This window comes from Streptomyces sp. NPDC046727, from assembly GCF_040645635.1.
GTDB lineage: Bacteria > Actinomycetota > Actinomycetes > Streptomycetales > Streptomycetaceae > Streptomyces.
Genome location: NZ_JBEYYR010000028.1, coordinates 106,945 through 130,593, shown reverse-complemented (window position 1 = coordinate 130,593; position 23,649 = coordinate 106,945). Strand labels below are relative to the sequence as shown.

The window sequence follows — 23,649 nt, the reverse complement described above, 5'->3', positions numbered from 1 at the left end:
CTGGCGTTGATTTTTGGCACGCTGTTGAGTTCTCAAGGAACGGTCGCTTCCTTTGTACTCACCCTCTCGGGCTTTCCTCCGGGCGCTTCCCTTCGACGTTTCAAACTCTATCAGGGTTTTTCCGCCTCTCTGACCACCCCCCTGCAGACATGCAGAAGGAGACCCAGAGATAGGATCTGACAAGTTTGGGTGCTGCCCAGCGAGGACGCTGTTACGCATCCCTCTGCCCGAGCAGGAGTACGACTGTACACGGAGTCTCGAAGGCGGTGCAAATCCAGTAGGCTGGTGGTCTAGACCACCAGCTGGTAGCTTCCATACGGAACCGCCACTTCATATGACATACCCTGCTGCTCAGTGCGCCGTCCGGGACAGCCAGTGACGGCCCGTAAGCAGCTCCACTCCTTGGGAGGCTTCCCATGACCACCGTGACGTCCCCGCTCGCTGGACGGGCCATCGGACTGGCCGCCGTGCCGGATCCGGTCTTCTCCGGGGCCATGGTCGGCCCGGGCACCGCGATCGATCCCGTGCGTGAGGCATCCGAGGCCGTCTCGCCCGTGGACGGCGTCATCGTCTCTCTGCATCCGCACGCGTTCGTCGTCGTCGACGAGAGCGGGCACGGCGTGCTCACCCACCTCGGCATCGACACTGTCCAGCTCAATGGCGAGGGCTTCGAGCTGCTCGTCAACAAGGGCGACACCGTGGCCCGCGGCCAGGCCGTCGTGCGCTGGAACCCCGCCGCGGTCGAGGCCGCCGGCAAGTCCCCGGTGTGCCCGATCGTCGCGCTCGAAGCTACCGCCGAGTCCCTCGCCGACCTCCGTGACAGCGGCGATGTGAAGGCCGGCGACAGCCTCTTCTCCTGGAACTGACAGCACTGCCGTCCTATAGGGACGGTGAACAGGACAACCACCGCGGCGGCGGGACCCGCCGCACTATCGGAGACGGGTGAGATGGAGACAACGCTGCGAGGCGTCGGCGTGAGCCATGGCGTGGCGATCGGCGAGGTTCGGCACATGGGTACGGCGGTGCTGGAGCCGCCGGCCAAGCAGATCCCCGCCGAGGAGGCGGAACGGGAGCAGGGACGCGCCCGTCAGGCCGTGGACGCCGTGGCCGCCGACCTGATGGCGCGCGGCAATCTGGCGGGGGGCGAAGCCCAGGCCGTGCTGGAAGCGCAGGCCATGATGGCCCAGGACCCCGAGCTGATGGCGGACGTGGACCGGCGGATCGCTGTCGGCAGCACCGCCGAGCGTGCCGTGTACGACGCCTTCGCGGCGTACCGGGAACTGCTGGCCGGAGCCGGTGAGTACCTCGCCGGTCGTGTGGCCGACCTCGATGACGTGCGGAATCGTATCGTCGCCCGGCTTCTGGGCGTTCCGATGCCGGGTGTGCCGGACAGTGACCAGCCCTATGTGCTCGTGGCCCGGGACCTGGCTCCGGCCGACACCGCGCTGCTCGACCCGTCCCTGGTTCTCGGCTTCGTGACCGAGGAGGGCGGTCCGACCAGCCACAGCGCCATCCTGGCGCGGGCACTGGGCGTGCCGGCCGTCGTGGCGCTGCCGGGTGCCGGTGAGCTGGCCGAGGGCACGGTGATCGCCGTCGACGGCAGCACCGGCGACATCTTCGTGAACCCGACCGAGGAGAAGAAGGCTCAGCTGGAGGCCGCGGCTGCCGAGCGCAAGGCCGCGCTGGCCGCGTCGACGGGTCCGGGGGCGACCGCCGACGGGCACAAGGTGCCCCTGCTGGCCAACGTGGGCGGGCCGGCGGACGTACCGGCGGCCGTGGAGGCCGGGGCCGAGGGTGTCGGTCTGTTCCGCACCGAGTTCCTGTTCCTGGACGACAGCAAGAACGCTCCTTCCGAAGAGAAGCAGGTGGAGGCCTACCGGCAGGTGCTGGAGGCGTTCCCCGAGGGCCGTGTGGTCGTGCGTGTGCTGGACGCCGGCGCGGACAAGCCGCTGGACTTCCTGACGCCCGCGGACGAGCCGAACCCCGCGCTGGGCGTGCGGGGGCTGCGGACGCTGCTCGATCACCCCGAGGTCCTGCGTACGCAGCTGACGGCGCTGGCGAAGGCCGCCGAGGGGCTGCCCGTCTACCTTGAGGTCATGGCGCCCATGGTGGCGGACCGCCAGGACGCGAGGGCGTTCGCCGACGCCTGTCGTGAGGCGGGGCTGCAGGCCAAGTTCGGTGCGATGGTCGAGATCCCGTCGGCGGCGCTGCGGGCGCGCTCGATCCTGCAGGAGGTCGAGTTCCTGTCGCTGGGGACCAATGACCTCGCGCAGTACACGTTCGCGGCGGACCGGCAGGTGGGCGCGGTGTCCCGGCTGCAGGATCCGTGGCAGCCGGCGTTGCTCGACCTGGTGGCGCTGTCCGCCGAGGCGGCCAGGGCCGAGGGCAAGAGCTGCGGCGTATGCGGCGAGGCCGCGTCCGACCCGCTGCTGGCCTGTGTGCTGACCGGTCTGGGCGTCACCTCCCTTTCCATGGGTTCCGCTTCGATTCCGTACGTCCGCGCCACGCTGGCGAAGTACACGCTGGCGCAGTGCGAGCGGGCCGCGGCGGCGGCGCGTGCGGCGGACAGCGCCGAGGAGGCGCGCAACGCGGCTCAGGCGGTGCTGTCCGGCGAGTAGCCGTATCCGGCGTCTCCGGTGTTCCGGTTCAGGGGCGTCCTGCCTGCGGGCAGGACGCCCCTGGCGTGTTCGGGCCGCTGTCCGGGGCTTCAGTGGCGGTGGTCCGGTGCCACGGTTTCGTCTCCGAGGGCGGGGGGCTCGCGGTAGTCGACGCCGGATTCCGGTGGGATGACGTCGCCGGATTCGGCGTCGGTGCAGTAGGCGTCGAACACTTCGGATGCCGTCAGTGGTTCGAGGGCGCCGCCGCGCAGTCGCCAGCCGTAGACGCGGTCTGCCGTGCCGGTGGCGCTGGTGCGCATGACGAGTCCGCCGGGGCTGCGGGTCGCGAGGCCGAGGGCGAGGACGCTGGTGAATTCCAGGGCTTCGGCCTCGTCCAGGCGGGTTGCGCCGTGGGGGTCCTGGTCGCCGTGCAGGACGGAGACGAGGGTGTCCGGCGGCCCGGAGACCGTGCAGACGAGGTGCCGGTCGCCGGGTGGCGCGCTGTCGAGGATGCGGACCAGGAGGTCGGAGGCGCGGGTGAAGGCTGCCCGGCCGATGTCCTCACCGCAGGTCGGGCAGGGGCCCAGGCGAGTCAGGAGTGTCGTGGCGTACTCCCAGGTGGCCTGGCGTACGGCTTCGTCCACGAGCGCGGGCAGGAGGTCGGCGAGCGGGCGGCCGTCGTAGGGGACGGTGGGGCCGGTGGCCGCGAGTTCCGCGGTGAACCGGGTCCGGCTGGCCGGGGCCTCCGGGTCGAGGCCGGTGTCCGCGCAGTACGCGGCGTAGTCCTCGGGGTCGAAGAGGGCGAGTGTGGTGTGGGTGCCCTGTGCGGCGCGCGTCTTGAGCACGGCCTCCAGTTGCCGGAGGTAGGTCGAGTGGTCGTCGAATGTGAAGCTGCGGTAGCGCCGCATGGCGCGGAAGTCGTGGTCGTCGGTGAGCACGCCGATGGTGCCGGCGATCTCGCGGCGCAGGACGCGTCGCATGGTCTGGTGGTCGGTGTGCGCCATGTTTCCCCCAATGCGCAGTCGATCAATGCTCACTCACCGTAACCGGGGGCACTGACAATGGCAGTGTCGCCGATGGCTGCGGACCAGGTGATGACGGCGTCTGTGCAGGTCATGGCGGTGGCCCCGGATTCCGTCGGTGGGTTCGGCGGGGTCCGGGGCCGTGTGCGGAGGGTGTTCTTCCGGTGGGGTCAGGCGCGCTTGCGGGCGAGTTCCTCGTAGAAGCCGAGCAGGGCGAGGTTGTCGATGGAGCCGGGGTTGACCGCCTTTTCCAGGGGAGTGCCCTGCAGCAGGCGCTTGACGGGGACCTCGATGCGCTTGCCGGTGAGGGTGTGCGGGATCCCGGGTACCTCGATGATCTCGTCGGGGATGTGGCGCGGTGAGAGCTGTTCGCGGATGGCCTGCTTGACGCGGTTCAGGAGTGCCTCGTCGAGGACGGCGCCCGGTGCGAGGTGTACGAACAGCGGCATCCAGTAGCCGCCGTCGGGCTGCTCGATGCCGATGACGAGGGATTCCTTGATCTCGGGCAGGCGCTCGACGACCTCGTAGATGTCGGCCGAGCCCATGCGCACGCCCTGCCGGTTGAGGGTGGAGTCGGAGCGGCCGTGGATGATCACGGTCCCGCGTGAGGTCACGGTGATCCAGTCGCCGTGGCGCCAGACGCCGGGGTAGGTGTCGAAGTAGCTGTCGTGGTAGCGACTGCCGTCGGGGTCGTTCCAGAAGTGGATCGGCATGGACGGCATGGGATTGGTGACGACCAGCTCACCGACCTCGTCGATGAGGGGCTTGCCGGCGGGGTCCCAGGACTGCAGGTCGGTGCCGAGGCCGGGTGCCTGGAGTTCGCCGGTGTAAACCGGGAGGGTGGGTACGGCTCCGGCGAAGCAGGAGCAGACGTCCGTGCCGCCGCTGACGGAGGCGATCCACAGGTCGTCGCGGACCTCGTCGTGCAGCCAGCGGAATCCGTCGGGGGGCAGGGGGGATCCGGTGGTGGCGACGCACCGCACCTTGGAGAGGTCGTGGTCGCGGGACGGGTGGACGCCGGCCTTGCGGCAGGCCATGACGTAGGCGGCGGAGGTGCCGTAGAGGGTGGCTCCGGTGCGTTCGGCCACCCGCCACTGCGCGCCCGTGTCCGGGTAGCCGGGGCTGCCGTCGTACAGGACGATCGTGGTGCCGGTGAGCAGGCCGGAGACGAGGAAGTTCCACATCATCCAGCCGGTCGAGGTGTACCAGAAGAAGCGGTCCTCGGGGCCGAGGTCGCAGTGCAGGCCGAGCTGCTTGAGGTGTTCGATCAGGATGCCGCCCTGCGACTGGACGATGGCCTTGGGGAGGCCGGTCGTGCCGGAGGAGTACAGCACCCAGAGCGGGTGGTCGAACGGGACCGGTTCGAAGACCGGCTCGGCGTCCCCGGCGGTCAGTGCGGACCACTCCAGGGCGCCGTCGGGGGCCTCGGTGCCCAGCAGCGGGATGTGGACGACGGCGCGCAGGGTGGGCAGCTCGCGGCGCAGCTCGGCGACGATCTCGCGGCGGTCGTGCTCCTTGCCGCCGTAGCGGTAGCCGTCGACGGTGAACAGGACGACGGGTTCGACCTGCTGGAAGCGGTCGAGGACGCTGCGGGCGCCGAAGTCGGGGGCACAGGAGGTCCAGACGGCGCCGACGGCCGCCGTGGCGAGCAGCGCGACGACGGCCTGGGGGATGTTGGGGAGGTAGCCGCTGACACGGTCGCCGGGGCGGAGGCCGAGCGCGCGGAGTTCGGCGGCGAGGGAGCCGACCTGGCGGCGCAGCTCGGACCAGGTCATCGGGCGCGGCTCGTGCGTCTCGTCCACGTACAGGAGGGCGGGTTCGTCCCCGCGGTCGGCCGCGGCGCGCAGGGCGTGTTCGGCGTAGTTGAGGGTGGCGCCGGGGAACCACTGGGCGCCGGGCATGGCGCGGTCGCCGAGCACGCGCGCGTAGGGCGTCGAGAACCGCACGTCGAACCACTCCGTGACGGCTTTCCAGAAGGTGTCCAGCTGGTCGACGGACCACCGGTGCAGGGCCGGGTAGCCGCCCTTGTCCGGGGCGCCGTGGTGTTCGGCGGCCCATGCCTGGAACTGGGTGATGCGCGCCTGGGCGATCCGCTCGGGATCGGGCTGCCAGAGCGGCTGGGGGTTCGCGGTCGACATGGGAGGCTCCCGGACTGTGCGCGTCGTGTGCGTCGGTCCGCGCACGGGCTGGGGTGTGCGCGTGACGCGGCTGACAGGGACGATGCCATGTGATCGACTTCTGCACCAGGGTGCGCTCCACATAGTCCATGTCATGGAGATGTGGTCTGGGCACGGGTGAACGACAGTTGAACGACACGCGCGCGTGGGGCGCTCAGTGGCAGGGTGAGCAGCATGGACGGTCGTGACCTGGTGCGTTCGATGAGTGTGGTCGGTTCGGGAAGGGCGGCTCGGGGGTTGCGTACCGTGCGGGCGGCGTGGCGCAGGAGGCGCATCGACGCGGCAGGGCTGCCGCGGCGGGGACCCGAGCGGGCCCGGGTGCCGGGGCAGGTGCAGGGCGTGGAGCCGGGTCCGGGCGGTGGTCTGATCCGGTTCAGCCGCTCCGAGCTGCGGATCCTCGTGGCGGTGAACGGAGCCGTGTTCTGGGGGTGGGACGGCGCGGGCCCGCAGCCGTCGTACGCCCTCGCGGGGGACGGTCCGGAGCCGGATTCGCGGGCGGTGCTGGAGCCGGACAAGGACGGCGGCTGGCGGGTGGTGGCCGAGCGGGTGACGGTCGTCGTGTCGCGGCACGGCGCGGTGCGGGTGTGCACGCCGGGCGGGGTGATGCTGCGGCAGGAGCTGCCGCCGCGCTGGTGGGAGCCGGTCGACGGGGGCGCGGCGCGGTGGATGCAGCGGTCGGAGGTGGCGGCGGACGCCCGGTTCTTCGGTCTGGGCGGGCGCGCGTCCGGGCCCAGGCTGCGGGACGGCAGCTACCGGCTGTGGAACACGGATCCGGGCCGTGCGTTCGGGATCGGTGACGATCCGCTGTATCTGACGATGCCGGTGCAGCTGGTGGTGGCGGACGCCGGCACACATCTGGTGTTCCACGACACCACCTGGGACGGCACGGTGGTCCTGCGGGAGGGTGAGGAGGGCGCCGGGTCGGGCCACGACCGGGCGGGGCGCTGCGAGCTGCGGATGGACGGCGGTCCGCTGCGCTGCTGGGTGATGGTCGGGACTCCCGCGCGCGTGCTGCACACGTGGGCCTCGCTGACCGGGGCGCCCGCGCTGCCGCCGGCGTGGGCGCTGGGGCACCATCACGCGCGGTGGGGCTTCGGCAGCGAGCAGGAGGTGCGCCGGGTCGTCGCGGGCTACCAGGAGCGCGGGCTGCCGCTGGACGCCGTGCACCTGGACATCGACCACTACGACGACCACCAGGTGTTCACGGTCGACCAGGAGCGTTTCCCCAAGCTGCCGGTGCTGGCGGAGGAGCTGCGCCGGGACGGGATCCGGCTGGTGTCGATCGTCGATCCGGCGGTGCGGGCGGAACCGGGCAGCGCCGTGTACGAGAGCGGTTCGGCCGGGGACGCCTTCGTGCGGGACGCGCAGGGCCGTGCGGTGCGGGGTGTCGTGTGGGCCGGCGAGTCGGTCTTCCCTGATTTCACGGACGCACGCGTGCGTGCCTGGTGGGGCGGGCTGTACGAGGAGCGGCTGGAGCAGGGCTTCGCGGGCTTCTGGCATGACATGAACGAGCCGACGTCGTTCAGTGCCTTCGGAGAGACGACGCTGCCGCGGTCGGCCCGGCATGCCCTGGAGGGGCGCGGCGGCGACCACCGGGAGGCGCACAACGTGTACGCGCTGTGCATGGCCCGGGCTGCCTACGAGGGGCTGCGCGAGCTGACGCCCCGGGAGCGGCCCTTCCTGTTCTCCCGCTCGGGCTGGGCGGGGCTGCAGCGGTACGGGGGCAGCTGGTCGGGGGATGTGGCGACGGGTTGGCCGGGGCTTCGGGCGTCGCTGTCGCTGGTGCTGGGGCTCGGGCTGTGCGGGGTGCCGTACTCGGGTCCGGACGTGGGCGGCTTCGACGGCAGTCCGTCGCCGGAGCTGTATCTGCGGTGGTTCCAGCTGGGCGCGTATCTGCCGCTGTTCCGCACCCACGCGAGTCTGCGGGCGGGGCGCAGGGAGCCCTGGGAGTTCGGTGCCGAGGTGCTGGAGCACGCGCGCGTGGCGCTGCTCGAACGCCGGCGGCTGCTGCCGTACTTCATGACGCTGGCGCATCTGGCCCGGCGGACCGGTGCTCCTTATGTGCGGCCGCTGTGGTGGGGGGCGCCGGAGGACCGGGCTCTGCGCGACTGTGAGGACACGTTTCTGCTGGGCGACAGTCTCCTGGTGGCACCGGTCCTCGATCCCGGTGCCGAGCGGCGCGTGGTGCACCTGCCGCGGGGCCGCTGGTACGACACGGCGACGGAGGAGGTCCACGAGGGGCCGGGCCAGGTTCTGGTCGACGCGCCGCTGTCCCGGATACCGGTGCTCGCGCGCGCGGGGGCGGTGCTGCCCGTGCGCGGTGCCGACGGCGGGCTGGAGCTGGAGGTGTGGGCACCCGCGCGCGGACGCACCGGGGGCGGCCTGGTCGTGCCGGGCGCGGGCGAGGGGTGGGAGGAACCGGAGATCGAACGCTACGTCGCCCGGCGGCAGGGCGGCCGGGTGGTGGTCACCCGGGACCGGGAGGACGGCGTGGCCGAGCCGCCCTACCCGGTGCGTGTGCGAGGGCTCGGCTGAATCGGCCGGCTCACACGTAGCGGCCCTCGAACCATGCCTTGACGGCCACCGTGTGCAGCGGGAAGGCCAGTTCCTCGGGCCTGCGCAGGAGCTGCCAGCCCTCGGTCTCGTCCGTGGGACCGGAGGGCGGCAGTCCGTCGGCCGGGCGTTCCGGCAGCAGTCCGAACAGCAGCAGGTGCCCGTCGGGTGAGCTCATGGCGTCCACGAGCCGCACGTCGCGGGCGGCCGCGTCGATGCCGGTCTCTTCCTTGAGTTCGCGTACGACGGCCTGCTTCCAGTCCTCGCGGTCGTCGATGTAGCCACCGGGCAGGGCGATGCCTCCGCGCGCGGGGGCGATGGTGCGGGTGATGACGACCAGGGCCGTGCCCTCGGTGTCGTACACGGGCTGGAGCGCGATCGCGACCGGCAGTGGGTTGCGGTAGGCGACGGCCCCGCAGGACGGGCAGGTGCGCGGCCAGCCGGAAACGCCCTCTCCATAGGGCGCTCCGCAGCTCGAACAGTGGGAGTCCGGTGCGGAGTTGTCAGTTGGGTGCTGAGTTTCGGACACGCGCGGACTGTATCCGATCAGAGGAGGGACGTGTTCCGGCAGTGACGCGTCAGGAACGAGCGGGTCAGGAAGGGCGGCCGGAATCACCCCCGTCGGTCCCGGCCGCCCCTCGTGTACCACGACGCCGTCCGGGGCCGTTCGGTTCACCGAGACGGCCTGCCCATTTCCGGTTGCCCGTGGCACACTTCTGACGCCCTGTCAGATGACGCCACGAGGAGGCCCCTTTGCCGCACACACGCGAGCCCGCGGTCGCCGGCTGGTTCACCGGTGAGGGTGACGGCTTCCGCCTGCTGGGCACCCGGTGCTCGGCCTGCGCCTCGGTCTTCTTCCCCCGCGAGGACGTCCACTGCCGCAACCCGCACTGCGGGGGCGCTCCCCTTGAGGAGGTCCCACTGTCACGAACAGGGCGAATCTGGTCGTACACCGACAGTCGGTACCGGCCACCGTCACCCTATGTGAGCAACCCGGAACTTCCGTGGGAGCCGTACGCGTTGATCGCTGTGGAGCTGGCGGCCGAGCGGCTCGTGGTGCTGGGCCAGGCGGCTCCCGGGATCACCGTCGCCGATCTGACGGTGGGCATGGAGGTGGAGGTCGTCCCCGGTGTGCTCCAGGAGGACGAGGGCACGGAGACGACCTGGACGATCTGGCACTGGCGGCCGACGGGGGTGGCGGCATGACGGTTGACGTGGCGGTGCTCGGCGCGGGCATGCACCCATGGGGCAAGTGGGGTCGCGACTTCGTGGAGTACGGGACGGCGGCGGCCCGCGCGGCGCTCGCGGACGCGGGTCTCGACTGGCGGGACATCGATTCCGTCGTGGGTGCGGACACGGTGCGCGGCGGGTACCCCGGGTATGTGGCGGGAGCCACGTTCGCCAAGGCCCTGGGCTGGCAGGGAGCCCGGGTGACCAGTGTGTACGCGGCGTGCGCGTCCGGAGCCCAGGCCATAGCGGCGGCACGGGCGCAGATCCTCGCCGGCCTCGCGGAGGTGGTCCTCGTGGTGGGTGCGGACGCCGCCCCCAAGGGATTCTTCCGGCCCGCGGGCGGGGACCGCCCCGACGATCCGGACTGGCTGCGGTTCCGCCTGCTGGGCGCGACGAATCCGGCGTACTTCGGGCTGTACGCGCGGCGGCGGATGGCGGTGCACGGGGACACCCCGGAGGACTTCGCGCTGGTCAAGGTGAAGAACGCCGCGTTCGGGTCACTCAACCCGTACGCCCGCTACCGCAAGCGGGTCACCGCCGAGGAGGTGGCCGCCTCCGCGGTGGTCGCCGACCCGCTGCGGCTGCTGGACATCTGCGCCACCTCCGACGGCGGGGCCGCCCTGGTGCTGTCCAGCCTGGACTTCGCGCACCGCCACGGCGTCGGGAGGCCGGTGCGGATCAGGGCGGTGTCGACGGTGACCCCCCGCTTCCCGAACACCGTGCTGGACCTGCCGGACATCGCCACGGACTCGGCGGTCGCGGTCGCACCCCCGGACGAGACCTTCCGGGCGTCCATCGCCCGCGCCGCCTACGAGGAGGCGGGCATCGGGCCCGAGGACCTGTCGCTCGCCGAGGTGTACGACCTGTCCACGGCTCTGGAGTTGCAGTGGTACGAGGATCTGGGACTGTGCGGGGAGGGGGAGGGCGCGAAGCTGCTCCGGGAAGGCGCGACCGCCCCGGGCGGCCGGACACCCGTGAACACCAGTGGCGGACTGGCCTCCTTCGGGGAGGCGGTGCCGGCGCAGGCCATCGCCCAGGTGTGCGAGCTGACCTGGCAGTTGAGAGGCACGGCGGGGGACCGCCAGACCGCCGGGGCGCGGGTGGGCATCACCGCCAACCAGGGGTTGTTCGGGCACGGGTCCGCGGTGGTCGCCGTGCGCTGAACCGAGCCGGGCGAGAGCGACGTACGGAGCGCGTGAGGCGTGGGAGGGCCCACTCTGTGTGATCAGCCCGGAATGCTGCGTGAACGTCTCATGAACTGCGCCTGGGCGTGTGCGGGCAGCGCCATCATGCTCCCGTGCACTCCTGGACGGATACTCTCCGCTTCGCCTTCCAGCCAGTGGTCAACCTGAGGACGGGCGCGGTCGCCGCACTGGAGACACTCGCCCGCCCGGAAACCGGCGACGTCCTGGCCGAGGCCCGCCGGGATCCGGAACTGGACGGCAAGCTCACCGTGTTGGCGTTCCGTGCGGCCGTCCGCAAGGAGCGGCTGCTGCCCCTGCACCTGAACGTGTTCGCGGCCACGCTCGCCGACCTCGGCGGCCTCACACCGCTGCACGACGCCGTGCGCGCGGCGGGCCGCATGCCCTGGGAGGTGACGCTCGACATCGTCCCGCCCTACACGCACGTACCGCAGAGGGCCTTGCTGGAGGCCGTGGCCTCGCTGCGCGAGCAGGGCTTCCGGATCAGCGCGGACGGCATCGGGGAAGGCGACGTACCACTCAGGCTGCTCACCGACCTCTCCCCGGACCTGGTCAAGCTCGACGCCTCGCTGCTGGCCCGGCCGGCCGCGGTGCGGTCGATGCGGACGCTGAGCGAGGAGCTGCGCGCCCTGGTGGCGGTCGAGGGCGTCGAGACGGAACTCCAGTGCGCCGCGGCCCTGTCGGCCGGTGCGCAGCTGGCCCAGGGTGAGCTGTTCGCGCCACCGGCCCGGATCCCCGCAGTGGACGTATACGTTCCGCCCCTCGCCGCCGGTGCCGTGGCCGTGCCCCGGTCCGGGCCGTCGGTGCGGGAGTTCGTGCGGCCCGCCGCCCTACTGCCGCTGACCGCTTCGGCCGGGCAGGTGCGGGCGCTGCTGACCGGCTCTCCGGATGTCTCCGGGGTGCTGCTGACGGACCCGGCCGGCCGACCCGTGCGGTCGGTGCACCGGTCGCGCTTCCTGCTGTCGATGTCCGGCCGCTACGGGCATGCCCTGTACGCCGACCGGCCGGCCTTCAAGCTGGGTGACGCGCCCCGGACGGTCGGCGTCGACGCGACGGCCTGGGAGGTGCTGGACGTGGTGGCGGTCGGCGGCCGGGACCGGACCTCCGACGACGTGGCCGTGGTCGACGGACACGGCCGGTGCGTGGGGGTCGTACGGCTGGCGGATCTGGTGCGGGCGCTTGCCGAGAGCCGGGTCGAGGAGGCGGCCGGACTCAACCCGCTGACGCGGCTGCCCGGTTCGGACGCGATCGTGAGTGAGGTGGACCGGCGGATCTCCGACGGGCGGGCGTTCGCGCTCAGCTGGCTGGACATCGATCACTTCAAGCAGGTCAACGACGGTGCCGGGTTCGCCGCGGGCGACGAGCTGATCCGCGCGGTGGGCCGTGCGCTCCAGCAGGCGGTCGCGGGGCACGCGCGCGTGGGGCACATCGGCGGGGACGACTTCCTGGTGCTGGCCGACGAGGAGGCGCTCGATCCGCTGGTGGCCGCCGTGCTGGACGCGTCCTGGGCGGCGGGCGGACGGCCGGTCACGCTCTCCGTGGCGACCGTCGTCTGCGGTCCGGGCAGCGTGAGCGACCATCACCAGGCCGCCGCCCAGCTCGCCCCGCTGAAGAAGGCGGCCAAGGCGCTGACCGGCGCGAGCTGGGTGCTCGGGCGCGCCGGGTTCCCCGGCCACGAGGTCCGGCGCGGCGGCCCGGGGCCGACGCGGGCGCAGGCCGGATACGCAGCCGTGGAGCCGGGGTGGTGAACGTCCTTCTCGTATACGTCCGTTGCGGCACATCCACATCACCCAGGTCGGCGGACGGTCGGTGTCACCGTCGCCGTCGGCAACCTTGACGCCCCCGGGACGCCGGTGAACACTTCCCGGTGTCAGCCGACATCGCCGTACATTCTCGTCGTTATCAGGCACTGCGGCGCGGGTCTGTCCTGCTCCACGACCCGGCTCTCCAGGGCGGTCCGGCTGCGACGGCACGCTCGTCACGGACGCCGGGCGGGGCGCGGGGCCCTCCCTGCCTTCGGCTGAAGTCGCCAAGGGAACCGTCCTGCACGACAGGGCCGGGGCCGCTCGCCCCGTACCGGCGCCAAGGGAGCCGCCATGAGCAACGGAGACATTTTCGTCGGCGAAGTCATCGGCACCGCGATCCTGATCCTGTTCGGCGCGGGTGTCTGCGCCGCCGTCACCCTCAGACACTCCAAGGCGCGGGCCTCGGGCTGGGTCGTGATCGCGTTCGGCTGGGGCTTCGGTGTGCTCGCGGGCGCGTACACCGCCGCTCCCCTCTCCGGCGGGCAGCTCAATCCCGCGGTCACCCTCGGCATCGCCGTGGACACCGGCGAGTGGGGCAAGGTCTGGGTGTACCTGCTCGGCCAGATCGTCGGCGCGATGCTCGGCGCGGTGCTGGCCTATCTGGTGTATCTCGCCCAGTTCCAGGCCAACGTCCGCACGGAAGGCACGACCGAGGGCACTGCCGGCGAACCCGTGCCGACCCTCGGCATCTTCTCGACCATCCCGGAGATCCGGAACCCGGTCGCCAATCTCGTCACCGAGATCATCGCGACCATCGCGCTCGTCCTGCCCGTCCTCGCCTTCGGGCTCACGCGGGGGCTCGGCGAGTCCGGCACCACCGTGCTGATCGTCTCCTTGCTCGTGGTGGGCATCGGCCTCTCCCTCGGCGGCCCCACCGGCTACGCCATCAACCCGGCCCGCGACCTCGGCCCGCGCATCGTGCACACCTTCCTGCCGATCCCGCACAAGGGCACCTCGGACTGGGGCTACGCCTGGATCCCGGTCGTCGGCCCGCTGATCGGCGGAGCGCTCGCCGGCCTCATCTACCACGCGGCCTTCTGACACCGCCCCGCCGCCGCACCCCCGCTCCCGCGGCTCCGGCTCTCGCCGGCCCGCCTCTCATCCCCCGGCTCCCGATCCGCGCGCGGCCTTCCGGCCCGCGATCCGACCCAGCGACCCAGGGACAGCCATGACGGACACCGCCGACACGTATGTCGCCGCCATCGACCAGGGCACCACGTCCAGCCGCTGCATCGTCTTCGACCACAGCGGCGCGATCGTCGCCGTCGACCAGCGCGAGCACCGGCAGATCTTCCCCCGGCCCGGCTGGGTCGAGCACGACGCCACCGAGATCTGGTCCAAGGTGCAGGCCGTGGTGGCCGGGGCGCTCGCCAAGGCGGGGCTGCGCGCCGACCAGCTGAGCGCCCTCGGCATCACCAACCAGCGGGAGACCACGGTCCTGTGGGACCGCGCGACGGGCAAGCCCGTGCACAACGCGATCGTCTGGCAGGACACCCGTACCGCGGCCCTGTGCGACGAACTGGGCGGCGCGGACGGCCAGGACCGCTTCCGCGAGCGGACCGGTCTGCCACTGGCCAGCTACTTCTCCGGGCCCAAGGTGGCCTGGCTGCTGGACCATGTGCCCGGTCTGCGCCGGCGGGCCGAACGCGGTGAGATCGCGTTCGGAACCATCGACTCCTGGCTGATCTGGAATCTCACGGGCGGCACCGACGGCGGCCGGCACGTCACCGACGTCACGAACGCCGGCCGCACGATGCTGATGAACCTGGACACGCTCCAGTGGGATCCCTCCCTCCTGTCCGCGATGAACGTGCCCGAGGCCGTACTGCCCGAGATCAGGTCCTCCGCCGAGGTGTACGGCACGGCGGTCGGACAGCTGTCCGGGGTGCCCGTGGCGTCGGCGCTCGGCGACCAGCAGGCCGCCGTGTTCGGGCAGGCCTGCTACGACGTCGGCACCGCGAAGAACACCTACGGCACCGGCAGCTTCCTGCTGCTGAACACCGGCAACCGGCCGGTGCCGTCCAAGAGCGGGCTGCTGACGACGATGGGCTACAAGATCGGCGGGGAGGCGCCGGTGTACTGCCTGGAGGGGTCCATAGCGATAACGGGCGCGCTGGTCCAGTGGTTCCGCGACCAGCTCGGGATCATCCGGACCGCCGACGAGATCGAGACGCTGGCGGCGAGCGTCGACGACAACGGCGGCGCCTACATCGTGCCGGCGTTCTCCGGCCTGTTCGCGCCGTACTGGCGTTCCGACGCGCGCGGAGTCGTCACCGGCCTCACCCGGTACGTCACGAAGGCTCATCTCGCGCGCGCGGTGCTGGAGGCGACGAGCTGGCAGACCCGGGAGGTCGTGGACGCGATGTACCAGGACTCCGGGGTGCGGATCAGCACGCTGAAGGTCGACGGCGGCATGACCCGGAACAACCTGCTCATGCAGCACCAGGCGGACGTCCTCGGCGTGCCGGTGATCAGGCCCCGCGTGTCGGAGACGACGTGCCTGGGTGCCGCCTACGCGGCCGGGCTGGCCACGGGCGTGTGGGACGGCCTGGACCAGCTGAAGTCGCACTGGCAGAAGGACGTGGAATGGACACCGGCGATGGGGGCGTCGGTCCGTGACCGCGAGTACCGGAACTGGCGCAGGGCCGTGGAGAAGAGCTTCGCCTGGCTGGAGGAGGACGGGGCGTAGCAGCGCAGAGGTCGCCTCCCGCGCGCGTGGGCGCTCCGCACCGGACCGCGGCCCGTACCCCAGTCGGCGGGGGTACGGGCCGTGCCTGTCGATCGGCGGCGCGGGAAGGCGATGCGCGCGGTCGGACGGCGGCGGAGAGAGAGGCTCCGTGGCGGGCGGTCAGCCGATGACGGCCTGGCGGCGGTCCGCCGCGTAGTCCATCGCGTGCTGGACGAGTCCGATGAGCACCTCTTTGACCGACTCCCGGTCACGGGCGTCGGTCAGCAGGACGGGCACGTCGGCGTCCAGGTCGAGGGCCTGGCGGACGGACTCGACGGGGTAACGGGCGGCTCCTTCGAAGCAGTTGACGCCGACGAGGAAGGGTATGGAACGCCGCTCGAAGTAGTCGACGGCGGCGAAGCAGTCCTCCAGGCGGCGCGTGTCGGCGAGGACGACGGCGCCGAGCGCGCCCTCGGACAGCTCGTCCCACATGAACCAGAACCGTTCCTGCCCGGGCGTGCCGAAGAGGTAGAGCACCAGGTCCTCGCGCAGGGTGATGCGGCCGAAGTCCATGGCCACCGTGGTGGTGTGCTTGCCTTCCACACCGCTGGTGTCGTCGACGGGCCGCCCGGCCTCGGTGAGCAGCTCCTCGGTGCGCAGCGGCCTGATCTCACTGACCGCGCCGACGAGGGTCGTCTTGCCCACGCCGAAGCCGCCGGCCACCAGGATCTTGAGCGTGACGGGCTCGACCGGAGGCTTGCCGCGCTCAGAACGCCCGAAGATCATCGATCTCTTCTCCTGCTTGATGGGTGTCGGGCGACGGTCGGCCGTAGCCGCCGCCACCTGGGGTTTCGATGACGAGTACGTCGCCGGGCCCGACGTCGGCCGAGCCGCTGCCGCCGAGGTCGGTGACCGTGCCGTCGGCGCGCTCCACCCGGTTGGCGCCGAGCGCTCCGGGGGTGCCGCCGGCCATGCCGTACGGGGGCACCCGGCGGTGCTGGGAGAGTGTGGAGACGGTCATCGGTTCGAGGAACCGGATGCGGCGCTCCGCGCCGTCGCCGCCGCGCCACCGCCCGGCGCCGCCGCTCCCCCGCCGGACGGCGAACTCCTCCAGCCTGACCGGCAGCCGCCACTCCAGGATCTCCGGGTCGGTGAGCCGGGAGTTGGTCATGTGGGTCTGGACCACGTCGGCGCCGGGGAAGCCGTCACCGGCACCGGAACCGGAGGCGACGGTTTCGTAGTACTGGTGCCGCTCGTTGCCGAAGGTGACGTTGTTCATGGTGCCGGAGCCCTCGGCCTGGACTCCGAGGGCGGCGTAGAGGGCGCCGGTGATGGACTGCGAGGTCTCGACGTTGCCCGCGACGACGGCGGCGGGCGGCTCGGGAGCGAGCATGGAGCCGGGCGGCACGATGATGTCCAGGGGGCGCAGGCAGCCGTCGTTGAGCGGGATGTCGTCGGCGACCAGCGTGCGGAAGACGTACAGGACGGCCGCGTTGACGACCGCGAAGGGCGCGTTGAAGTTGCCGGCGAGCTGCGCGGAGGTGCCGGTGAAGTCGATGGTGGCCCGGCGCTCGGCGCGGTCGACGCGGACGCGGACCTGGATGACGGCACCGGAGTCGGTCTCGTAGGCGTACTCGCCGTCGTCGAGGGCGTCGATGACGCGGCGGACGGCCTCCTCGGCGTTGTCCTGCACGTGCCGCATGTAGGCCTGGACGACGTCGAGGCCGAACTCGTCGATCATGCGGCGTACTTCGTCGACGCCCTTCCGGTTGGCGGCGATCTGGGCGCGCAGGTCGGCGAGGTTGGTGCGGGGGTTCCGGGTCGGGTACGGCGCCTCGGTGAGCAGGCGGCGGGTCTCTTCCTCGCGGAAGCGGCCGTTCTCGGCGAGGAGCCAGTTGTCGAAGAGGACGCCCTCCTCCTCGATGGTGCGGCTGTGGGCCGGCATCGAGCCGGGAGCGATGCCGCCGATCTCGGCGTGGTGGCCGCGTGAGGCGACGTAGAAGAGGATCCGGGGCTCACTCCGCGTGTCCGTCGCCCGGTCGGAGTCGAAGACGGGGGTGATCACGGTGACGTCCGGCAGGTGCGTGCCGCCGTGGTACGGGTCGTTGACGGCGTAGGTGTCGCCCGGCCGCATGGCGGAGCCGCGACGGCGGATCACCTCTTTGACGCTGGTGCCCATGGAGCCCAGGTGGACGGGGATGTGGGGGGCGTTGGCCACCAGGTTCCCGTCCGGGTCGAACAGGGCGCAGGAGAAGTCCAGCCGTTCCTTGATGTTGACGGACTGGGCCGTGGACTCCAGCCGTGCGCCCATCTGTTCGGCGATCGACATGAAGAGGTTGTTGAAGACTTCAAGCAGAACCGGGTCGGCTTGTGTGTCGAGGTCGGAACTCTGCGTAATCGCCGTGCGTTCCATGAGCAGATGCCCGTCATCGGTCGCGGCGGCCCGCCAGCCGTCGTCGACGACGGTCGTCGCGCCGGGCTCCGTGATGATCGCGGGGCCGGTGACGGTCTCGCCGGGGGGAAGGGCCTCCCGGCGGTGGAGGGGTACGTCGCGCCAGGCGCCGCCGGTGTGGAGACGGACGGTGCCGGGTGCCTCGGAGTGGCCCTCGTAAGGGGCGAGGGCGGACAGATCGGGGGGTGCGGTGATGCCGGTGGCTTCGACGGAGAGGGCTTCCACGACGACCGGGCGGTCGAGTGTGAAGGAGTACGTGGCGCGATGACGTTCTTCGAATGCCTGCCGCATGGCGTCGGGCTCGGCCAGTTCGACGGTGAGGGTGGTGTCGGTGCCGTCGTAGCGCAGCTGGGCGCGGCGGGTGACCTGGATGCGGGCCTCCGGGACGTCCTCGGCGAGCAGTTCGGCCACTGCGGCGGCCTCCAGGTCGTCGGCCGTCTTGCGGATGCCGGTCATGGCGTCGGCTCGCAGGGGAGCCTCTACGGACTGTTCGCGCATGGCCGTGGTGTCGGCGAGGCCGATGCCGAGGGCGGACAGGAGGCCGGCCATGGGGGGTACGAGGACGGTGCGGATGCCGAGCGAGTCGGCGACCCGGCACGCGTGCTGGCCGCCCGCCCCGCCGAAGGTGGTCAGGGCGTACCGGGTGACGTCGTGGCCCTTCTGGACGGAGATCCGCTTCACGGCGTTGGCGATGTTGGCGACGGCGATCTGCAGGTAGCCCTCGGCCACCTGCTCGGGGGTGCGGTCGTCACCGGTGCGTTCGTGGATCTCGCGCGCGAGGGCGGTGAACCGGTCGCGGACGAGGTCGGCGTCCAGTGGCTGGTCGCCGTCGGGCCCGAACACGGCGGGAAAGTGGGCGGGGTGGATGCGGCCGAGCATCACGTTGGCGTCGGTGACGGTGAGCGGGCCTCCGGCGCGGTAGCCGGCGGGGCCGGGGTCGGCGCCTGCCGAGTCGGGGCCGACCCGGTAGCGGGAGCCGTCGAAGTGCAGTACGGAGCCGCCGCCGGCGGCGACGGTGTGGATGTCCAGCATGGGGGCGCGCAGCCGGACTCCCGCGATCTGTGTGGTGAACACGCGCTCGTACTCACCGGCGAAGTGCGAGACGTCGGTGGAGGTGCCGCCCATGTCGAAACCGATGACGCGGTCGAAGCCGGCGCGCTGCGACATACGGGCCATGCCGACGATGCCGCCGGCGGGCCCGGAGAGGATGGCGTCCTTGCCGCGGAACTGTCCGGCCTCCGTCAGCCCCCCGTTGGACTGCATGAACATCAGCCGTACGTCCCGCAGTTCCTCGGCGACGTGCCGCACGTAGCGGCGCAGGACGGGCGAGAGGTAGGCGTCCACGACGGCGGTGTCCCCGCGCGGGACGAGCTTCATCAGCGGACTGACCTCGCTGGACAGCGAGATCTGCGGGAAGCCGATGCGAGCGGCGAGTTCGCCGACGGCACGTTCGTGACCGGGGTGGAGGTGGCTGTGCAGGCAGACGACGGCGACCGCGCGGATCCCGTCGTCGTACGCCTCCCGGAGCGGGCCGGCCAGGGCGTCCAGGTCGGGGGCGCGCAGGACGGTGCCGTCGGCGGCGACGCGTTCGTCCACCTCCACGACCCGTTCGTGGAGCAGCCCGGGCAGCTCGATCCGGCGGGCGAAGATGCGCGGGCGGTTCTGGTAGGCGATGCGCAGGGCGTCGCGGAAACCGCGGGTGACGACGAGGAGGGTGCGCTCGCCCTTGCGTTCCAGCAGGGCGTTGGTGGCGACCGTGGTGCCCATGCGGACGGCCTCGACAGGCTCCTGGGAGCCGCCGAGGAGTTCACGCACACCGGCCACGGCCGCGTCGGCGTACCTGGCCGGCTTCTCGGAGAGCAGTTTGTGCGTGAGCAGCCGGCCGTCCGGGCGACGCGCGACGATGTCGGTGAAGGTGCCGCCTCGGTCGACCCAGAACTGCCAGCCAGTCACGTCACTACCCCGCTTCCGCGCCGGTCACAGCGCCCGGAGGCCGTTGATCACGTCGCGCAGAATACTCTCGTCCGGCAGCTCGGCCGGGGGTACCGGACGGTTCACATGGACGAATTCCGCGTGCACCAGGTCGCCGATGAGCACGCGGACCACGCCGATGGGGAGGTCGAGTTCCGCGGCGAGTTCGGCGACCGACTGCGGCGCGTCCCGGCAGAGCCCGACGATGTCCACGTGTTCGGGGGACAGTGTCGGGTCCGATTCCGGGTCACCGGTGCCGGGCTCCGTGACGACCACCGCGATCAGATCGAGGCGGTGCTGGGCCGCACTCGTGGTGCGGCCCCGTGTCATCGCGTAGGGGCGGACTACCGGCCCGGCCTCGTCGTCGAACCAGTGGCTTCTTCCCTGACCGTCTCCGCTCATGTCATCCCACTACCCGCCTGCGGGCAGATCGGTGCGCGGGGCGGTGCCCAGATGTACGCCGACGCGCTTGACCAGGAGCGTCATCTCGTAGGCGACCTGCCCGACGTCGGAGTCGGCGTCCGAGAGGACGGCGAGGCAGCTGCCGTCCCCGGCGGCGGTGACGAACAGGAAGGCGCCGTCCAGCTCGACCACCGTCTGCCGGACGCTGCCCGCGTCGAAGTGGCGGCCCACGCCCTTGGCGAGGCTGTGGAAGCCGGACGCCACGGCGGCCAGATGCTCGCTGTCCTCCCTGGTCAGGTCCTTGGACACGCCCGTTGGCAGTCCGTCGCCGGACAGGATGACGGCCTTGCGGATGCTGGCGACCCGGTCGACAAGGTCGTCCAGGAGCCAGTTCAGCTCCCCCTTGTTCGTCGCCGAGTGGTCGGTCGCCTTCGGTGCGGTCATCGACCGTCCCCCTTAGTCGTTCCTTGTGCTGTGCCGTTCCGGGCCCCGTCGCCCGCGGCGTTCTCCTCCCGGCCGCGCTGCCAGCCGCGCTGGAGTGAGGCCATCCGGCTGCGGACCTCCTCGGCATCGCGGTCGGCGGGCTGTGCCGCGCTCTCGGCGCGCCGTCCGGTGTTCTGCTTGAGCTGGGGGGCCAGGCTGGCCTGGCGTACGCGCCGGGGCAGCGGGCCGGTGCCCGGTTCGGGGGCCGTGTCGCCGGCGGGTGCGGCTGTGCCGGTGCGGGGCGGTGCCGTGTCTCCCGGGCCGCCGCTGGTGGGCGATGCGGATGTGTCGCCCCGAGGCGGTGCCGTGTCCCCCGAGCCGCCGGAGCCGGGCGGCCTGGTTCGGGTGCGCCGGGGAAGCGCCGGGGCTCCGGACGTCTCGGCGGCGCCCTCGGCCGGGGTCGCGGCGCGGTCCTCGGCGCGGTCGCCGGGTCCGGTGGGGCGCAGGGCGGCGGTACTGCGGCGGCGCGCGGGGAGCGGGGCCGGTCCGCCGGTGCCGGAGCGGCGCGGTTCGGCCTCGGGGTCCGGTTCGCCGCGGCGGGACCGCTGGTCGGTGACGGGCTTGCCGTGCGAGCTGACCAGCTTGGGCGTGTGCCGCCGTGGCAGCGGTACGGCTCCGCGGTCGCCGGTCTCGTCGCGTGCGAGCCGGTCGGCCTGCGGGGTGGCTGTCTGCTCGTCGCCGCCCGGGCGGGGGCGGCGGTGGCGGAACAGCCCGCCACGCTCGCTCTCTTCGTCCGCGAGGGCGCCGGGGAAGTCGTCCAGCGCGTCGAGATCGACGGGCGCCTCCAGCTCGACCGGGCCGTCCAGCAGGGAGGTCGGCAGGCCGGGCAGCTGCAGCGGTCCCGAGGACGGCCCACCGGTATGGCCCAGCGCCTGCTCGGTGCCCTTGGCGGGGCGTTCCCGGTCGAGGCGGAAGCCGATGCCGTTGGTGTCCGGGACGTCGTCGGTGAGCAGCGCGTCGGGGATGAACAGCACGGCGGTGGTGCCGCCGTACGGCGACGGCTGGAGGGAGACCCGTACGTTCTGGCGCTGGGCGAGGCGGCTGACCACGAACAGGCCGAGCCGGTCGGTGTCCGAGAGTTCGAACTCGGGAGTCTCGGCGAGACGCAGATTGGCGTCCAGGAGTGCCTCGGCCGTCATGCCGAGACCCCGGTCGTGGATCTCCAGGGTGAAGCCGTTGGCGACCCGCTCGCCGATGACCTGGACCGCGGTGTGCGGGGGCGAGAAGACGGTGGCGTTCTCCAGGAGCTCGGCCACGAGATGGGTGAGGTCGGCGACGGCGGGTCCGGTGACGGCGACCCGCGGCAGGCGCCGGACCTCGATGCGCTCGTAGTCCTCGACCTCGGCGACGGCGGCGCGGACGACGTCCATCAGCTGCACGGGCCGGCGCCACTGCCGGGACGGCGCGGCGCCGGAGAGGATCACCAGGCCCTCGGCGTGCCGACGCATCCGGGTGGTGAGGTGGTCCAGGCGGAACAGGTCGGCGAGTTCGTCGGTGTCCTCGGTCCGGCGCTCCATGCTGTCGAGCAGCGTGAGCTGCTTGTGCAGCAGCACCTGGCTGCGGCGGGCGAGGTTGACGAAGACCTCGGAGACGCCGGCCCGCAGCTCGGCCTGCTTGACGGCGGCCTCGACGGCGGCGCGCTGCAGGGTGTTGAGGGCCTGCCCGACCTCGCCGATCTCGTTCTTGTCGTACTCCAGGCGCGGCACCTCGGTCTCGACGTCGACCTGTTCGCCCGCGGACAGCCGGCGCATCACGCTGGGCAGCCGGACACCGGACGCCTCGTGCGCCTCCAGGCGCAGCTGACGCAGGTCGCGGACGAGGGTCCGGCCGACCCGGACGGAGAGGACGACGGAGAGCAGCAGTGCGACCAGGCCGAGCACACCCGCTACGGCCGCCTGCACGATGACGCCCATGGCCACGGGGTGGACGCGGTCCTGGAAGCGGTCGCCCGCGTGGTCGTCCAGGGAGCCGAGCTCGTCCAGGGCCGTTGCCGCGGCGGAGTCCCAGCTCTTGGCGCTGACGCCACGGGGGGTGCCGGAGTCCGTGGCGAGGACGGATCGTTCGGCCGCGTGGAGCGGAGCCGTGGTGGCGTTGTTCCAGAAGCGTTCGTAGCGTTCGCGCTCCGCGGCGGGCAGCAGCGGGAGGCTGATGTCGTACAGGAGGGTGCGCTGGGCGACGAGGTCGGAGATCTCGCGGGTCTCGTCGCGGGTGAGCCGGCCGACGACGAGGGAGGAGCCGAGCAGGGCGTCCTCGCGGGAGAGCAGCTCGCGGGCGCGGGTGATGTTGACCAGGGCGCGAGCCTCTTTGTCGACCTCGACGTCGTCGATGCCGTCGAGGGAACTGAGCAGCGCGTAGCAGGGCTCCACGAGGCGGTTGTAGTGGACGAGCGCCTGGGCGCGGGTGACGGTGCCCTCCTCGACGCTGCGGCGCAGGGGGTCGAGACCGCGGAAGGCGTCCAGGACGGCCGTCAGCTGCTCGCTGTCGTCCGCGTCCATGCCGGACCGGACGTCCTGTTCCTTGGCGTTCTCGCGGATCCTGGAGACGGCTCGGTCGGTGGCGGTGCGGGTACGGTGCAGTGCCGAAAGTGCTTCGGAGGCCCGTGGGTCGGCGAGGTAGACGAGGGTCTGGCGGCGCTCCTGCTGCAGGACGCGGACGGTGTCCTCGGTGGGGTAGCCGATGTCCTCGACGATGTCGGACACGCGGAACAGCTGGGCCACTTCACGCCCCGTGAGTACCGTGGCGAAGCCCCAGACGGCGGTCAGGGACACCAGCGGCACGAGAAGCAGCGCCACGATCTTCCGGCGGATCGACTTCCCGCGAAAGCGCATGGCCTCCCCCAGCTCGACCCCCGCCGGCCGGGGGGCTCATGTCTGTCTACAAACGGCGCGAGCCTACTACCGCCCCACAGTTAACTCGAAGACATGTCCGGAGGATGAACTTCCGCATCAGCGGCGAGACATGACGAGTTGTCCGGGCATTGCGGGAGATTGCCACCACGATCCGGAGACCCGCGCCCGGCCGGTGGCAGCGTCACGGTCGGGCGGTTGGCCGGAATTTTTCGCCAGGTGGGAATCTTCGCGCCGTGTC

Annotated in this window: 16 protein-coding genes; 8 read left to right on the top strand and 8 right to left on the bottom strand. The window is 71.9% G+C overall.

Annotated features, from left to right (window positions below; genetic code table 11):
* Nucleotides 1-416: 416 nt before the first annotated feature.
* Nucleotides 417-866 carry a PTS glucose transporter subunit IIA gene (locus tag ABZ937_RS29485; RefSeq protein WP_361696372.1) on the top strand — a complete coding sequence of 150 codons (450 nt, stop codon included), beginning with the start codon at nt 417-419 and terminating at the stop codon, nt 864-866.
* 81 nt (nt 867-947) lie between these two features.
* Nucleotides 948-2,618, top strand: coding sequence for a phosphoenolpyruvate--protein phosphotransferase (ptsP, locus tag ABZ937_RS29480; RefSeq protein WP_361696371.1), 1,671 nt, complete (start codon nt 948-950; stop codon nt 2,616-2,618).
* Between the two features lie 89 nt (nt 2,619-2,707).
* Here ptsP and ABZ937_RS29475 read toward each other — a convergent pair whose 3' ends face one another.
* Together ABZ937_RS29475 and ABZ937_RS29470 are read right to left on the bottom strand one after the other, a co-directional pair.
* Nucleotides 2,708-3,601, bottom strand: a complete 894-nt coding sequence (locus ABZ937_RS29475) for a hypothetical protein (protein ID WP_361696370.1) — start codon at nt 3,599-3,601, stop codon at nt 2,708-2,710.
* Between the two features lie 188 nt (nt 3,602-3,789).
* A complete protein-coding gene (locus ABZ937_RS29470) occupies nt 3,790-5,757 on the bottom strand; it encodes an acetoacetate--CoA ligase (protein WP_361696369.1) in 1,968 nt (655 codons plus the stop codon).
* A gap of 213 nt (nt 5,758-5,970) precedes the next feature.
* On the opposite strand from ABZ937_RS29470, the gene ABZ937_RS29465 reads away from it, so the two are divergent.
* A complete protein-coding gene (locus ABZ937_RS29465) occupies nt 5,971-8,331 on the top strand; it encodes a glycoside hydrolase family 31 protein (protein WP_361696368.1) in 2,361 nt (786 codons plus the stop codon).
* Nucleotides 8,332-8,341: 10 nt separating this feature from the next.
* Here ABZ937_RS29465 and ABZ937_RS29460 read toward each other — a convergent pair whose 3' ends face one another.
* The gene (locus ABZ937_RS29460; RefSeq protein WP_361696367.1) at nt 8,342-8,878 is read right to left on the bottom strand and encodes an NUDIX domain-containing protein; all 537 of its coding nucleotides are present in this window, start codon (nt 8,876-8,878) and stop codon (nt 8,342-8,344) included.
* 224 nt (nt 8,879-9,102) lie between these two features.
* Between ABZ937_RS29460 and ABZ937_RS29455 the strand changes: the two genes are divergently transcribed.
* From ABZ937_RS29455 to glpK, 5 genes are all read left to right on the top strand, one after another.
* Nucleotides 9,103-9,555 carry a zinc ribbon domain-containing protein gene (locus ABZ937_RS29455; protein ID WP_361696366.1) on the top strand — a complete coding sequence of 151 codons (453 nt, stop codon included), beginning with the start codon at nt 9,103-9,105 and terminating at the stop codon, nt 9,553-9,555.
* On the top strand, nt 9,552-10,742 hold the full coding sequence (locus tag ABZ937_RS29450) for a lipid-transfer protein (RefSeq protein WP_361696365.1): 1,191 nt from the start codon (nt 9,552-9,554) through the stop codon (nt 10,740-10,742). Before ABZ937_RS29455 ends, ABZ937_RS29450 begins: the two co-directional genes overlap by 4 nt.
* Before the next feature lie 134 nt (nt 10,743-10,876).
* On the top strand, nt 10,877-12,529 hold the full coding sequence (locus tag ABZ937_RS29445; RefSeq protein WP_361696364.1) for a GGDEF domain-containing protein: 1,653 nt from the start codon (nt 10,877-10,879) through the stop codon (nt 12,527-12,529).
* 348 nt (nt 12,530-12,877) lie between these two features.
* Nucleotides 12,878-13,627: an MIP/aquaporin family protein gene (locus ABZ937_RS29440; RefSeq protein ID WP_361696363.1), complete on the top strand. Its 750-nt coding sequence runs from the start codon at nt 12,878-12,880 to the stop codon at nt 13,625-13,627.
* 127 nt (nt 13,628-13,754) lie between these two features.
* A complete protein-coding gene (gene glpK, locus ABZ937_RS29435) occupies nt 13,755-15,275 on the top strand; it encodes a glycerol kinase GlpK (RefSeq protein WP_361696362.1) in 1,521 nt (506 codons plus the stop codon).
* Nucleotides 15,276-15,434: 159 nt separating this feature from the next.
* On the opposite strand, the gene ABZ937_RS29430 is transcribed toward glpK, so the two are convergent.
* Genes ABZ937_RS29430 through ABZ937_RS29410 form a run of 5 tightly spaced genes read right to left on the bottom strand, consistent with a single transcriptional unit; the run spans nt 15,435 to nt 23,390 of the window.
* Nucleotides 15,435-16,040, bottom strand: a complete 606-nt coding sequence (locus tag ABZ937_RS29430) for an ATP/GTP-binding protein (protein ID WP_361696361.1) — start codon at nt 16,038-16,040, stop codon at nt 15,435-15,437.
* Nucleotides 16,021-19,659, bottom strand: a complete 3,639-nt coding sequence (locus ABZ937_RS29425; RefSeq protein WP_361696360.1) for a hydantoinase B/oxoprolinase family protein — start codon at nt 19,657-19,659, stop codon at nt 16,021-16,023. The genes ABZ937_RS29430 and ABZ937_RS29425 overlap by 20 nt, the downstream gene beginning before the upstream one ends.
* A 24-nt stretch (nt 19,660-19,683) precedes the next feature.
* Nucleotides 19,684-20,079: a DUF742 domain-containing protein gene (locus ABZ937_RS29420; RefSeq protein ID WP_361696359.1), complete on the bottom strand. Its 396-nt coding sequence runs from the start codon at nt 20,077-20,079 to the stop codon at nt 19,684-19,686.
* 9 nt (nt 20,080-20,088) lie between these two features.
* Nucleotides 20,089-20,523, bottom strand: a complete 435-nt coding sequence (locus ABZ937_RS29415; RefSeq protein ID WP_361696358.1) for a roadblock/LC7 domain-containing protein — start codon at nt 20,521-20,523, stop codon at nt 20,089-20,091.
* Nucleotides 20,520-23,390 (bottom strand): nitrate- and nitrite sensing domain-containing protein, encoded by a 2,871-nt coding sequence (locus ABZ937_RS29410; RefSeq protein WP_361696357.1) that lies wholly within the window; start codon nt 23,388-23,390, stop codon nt 20,520-20,522. The genes ABZ937_RS29415 and ABZ937_RS29410 overlap by 4 nt, the downstream gene beginning before the upstream one ends.
* Nucleotides 23,391-23,649: the final 259 nt, after the last annotated feature.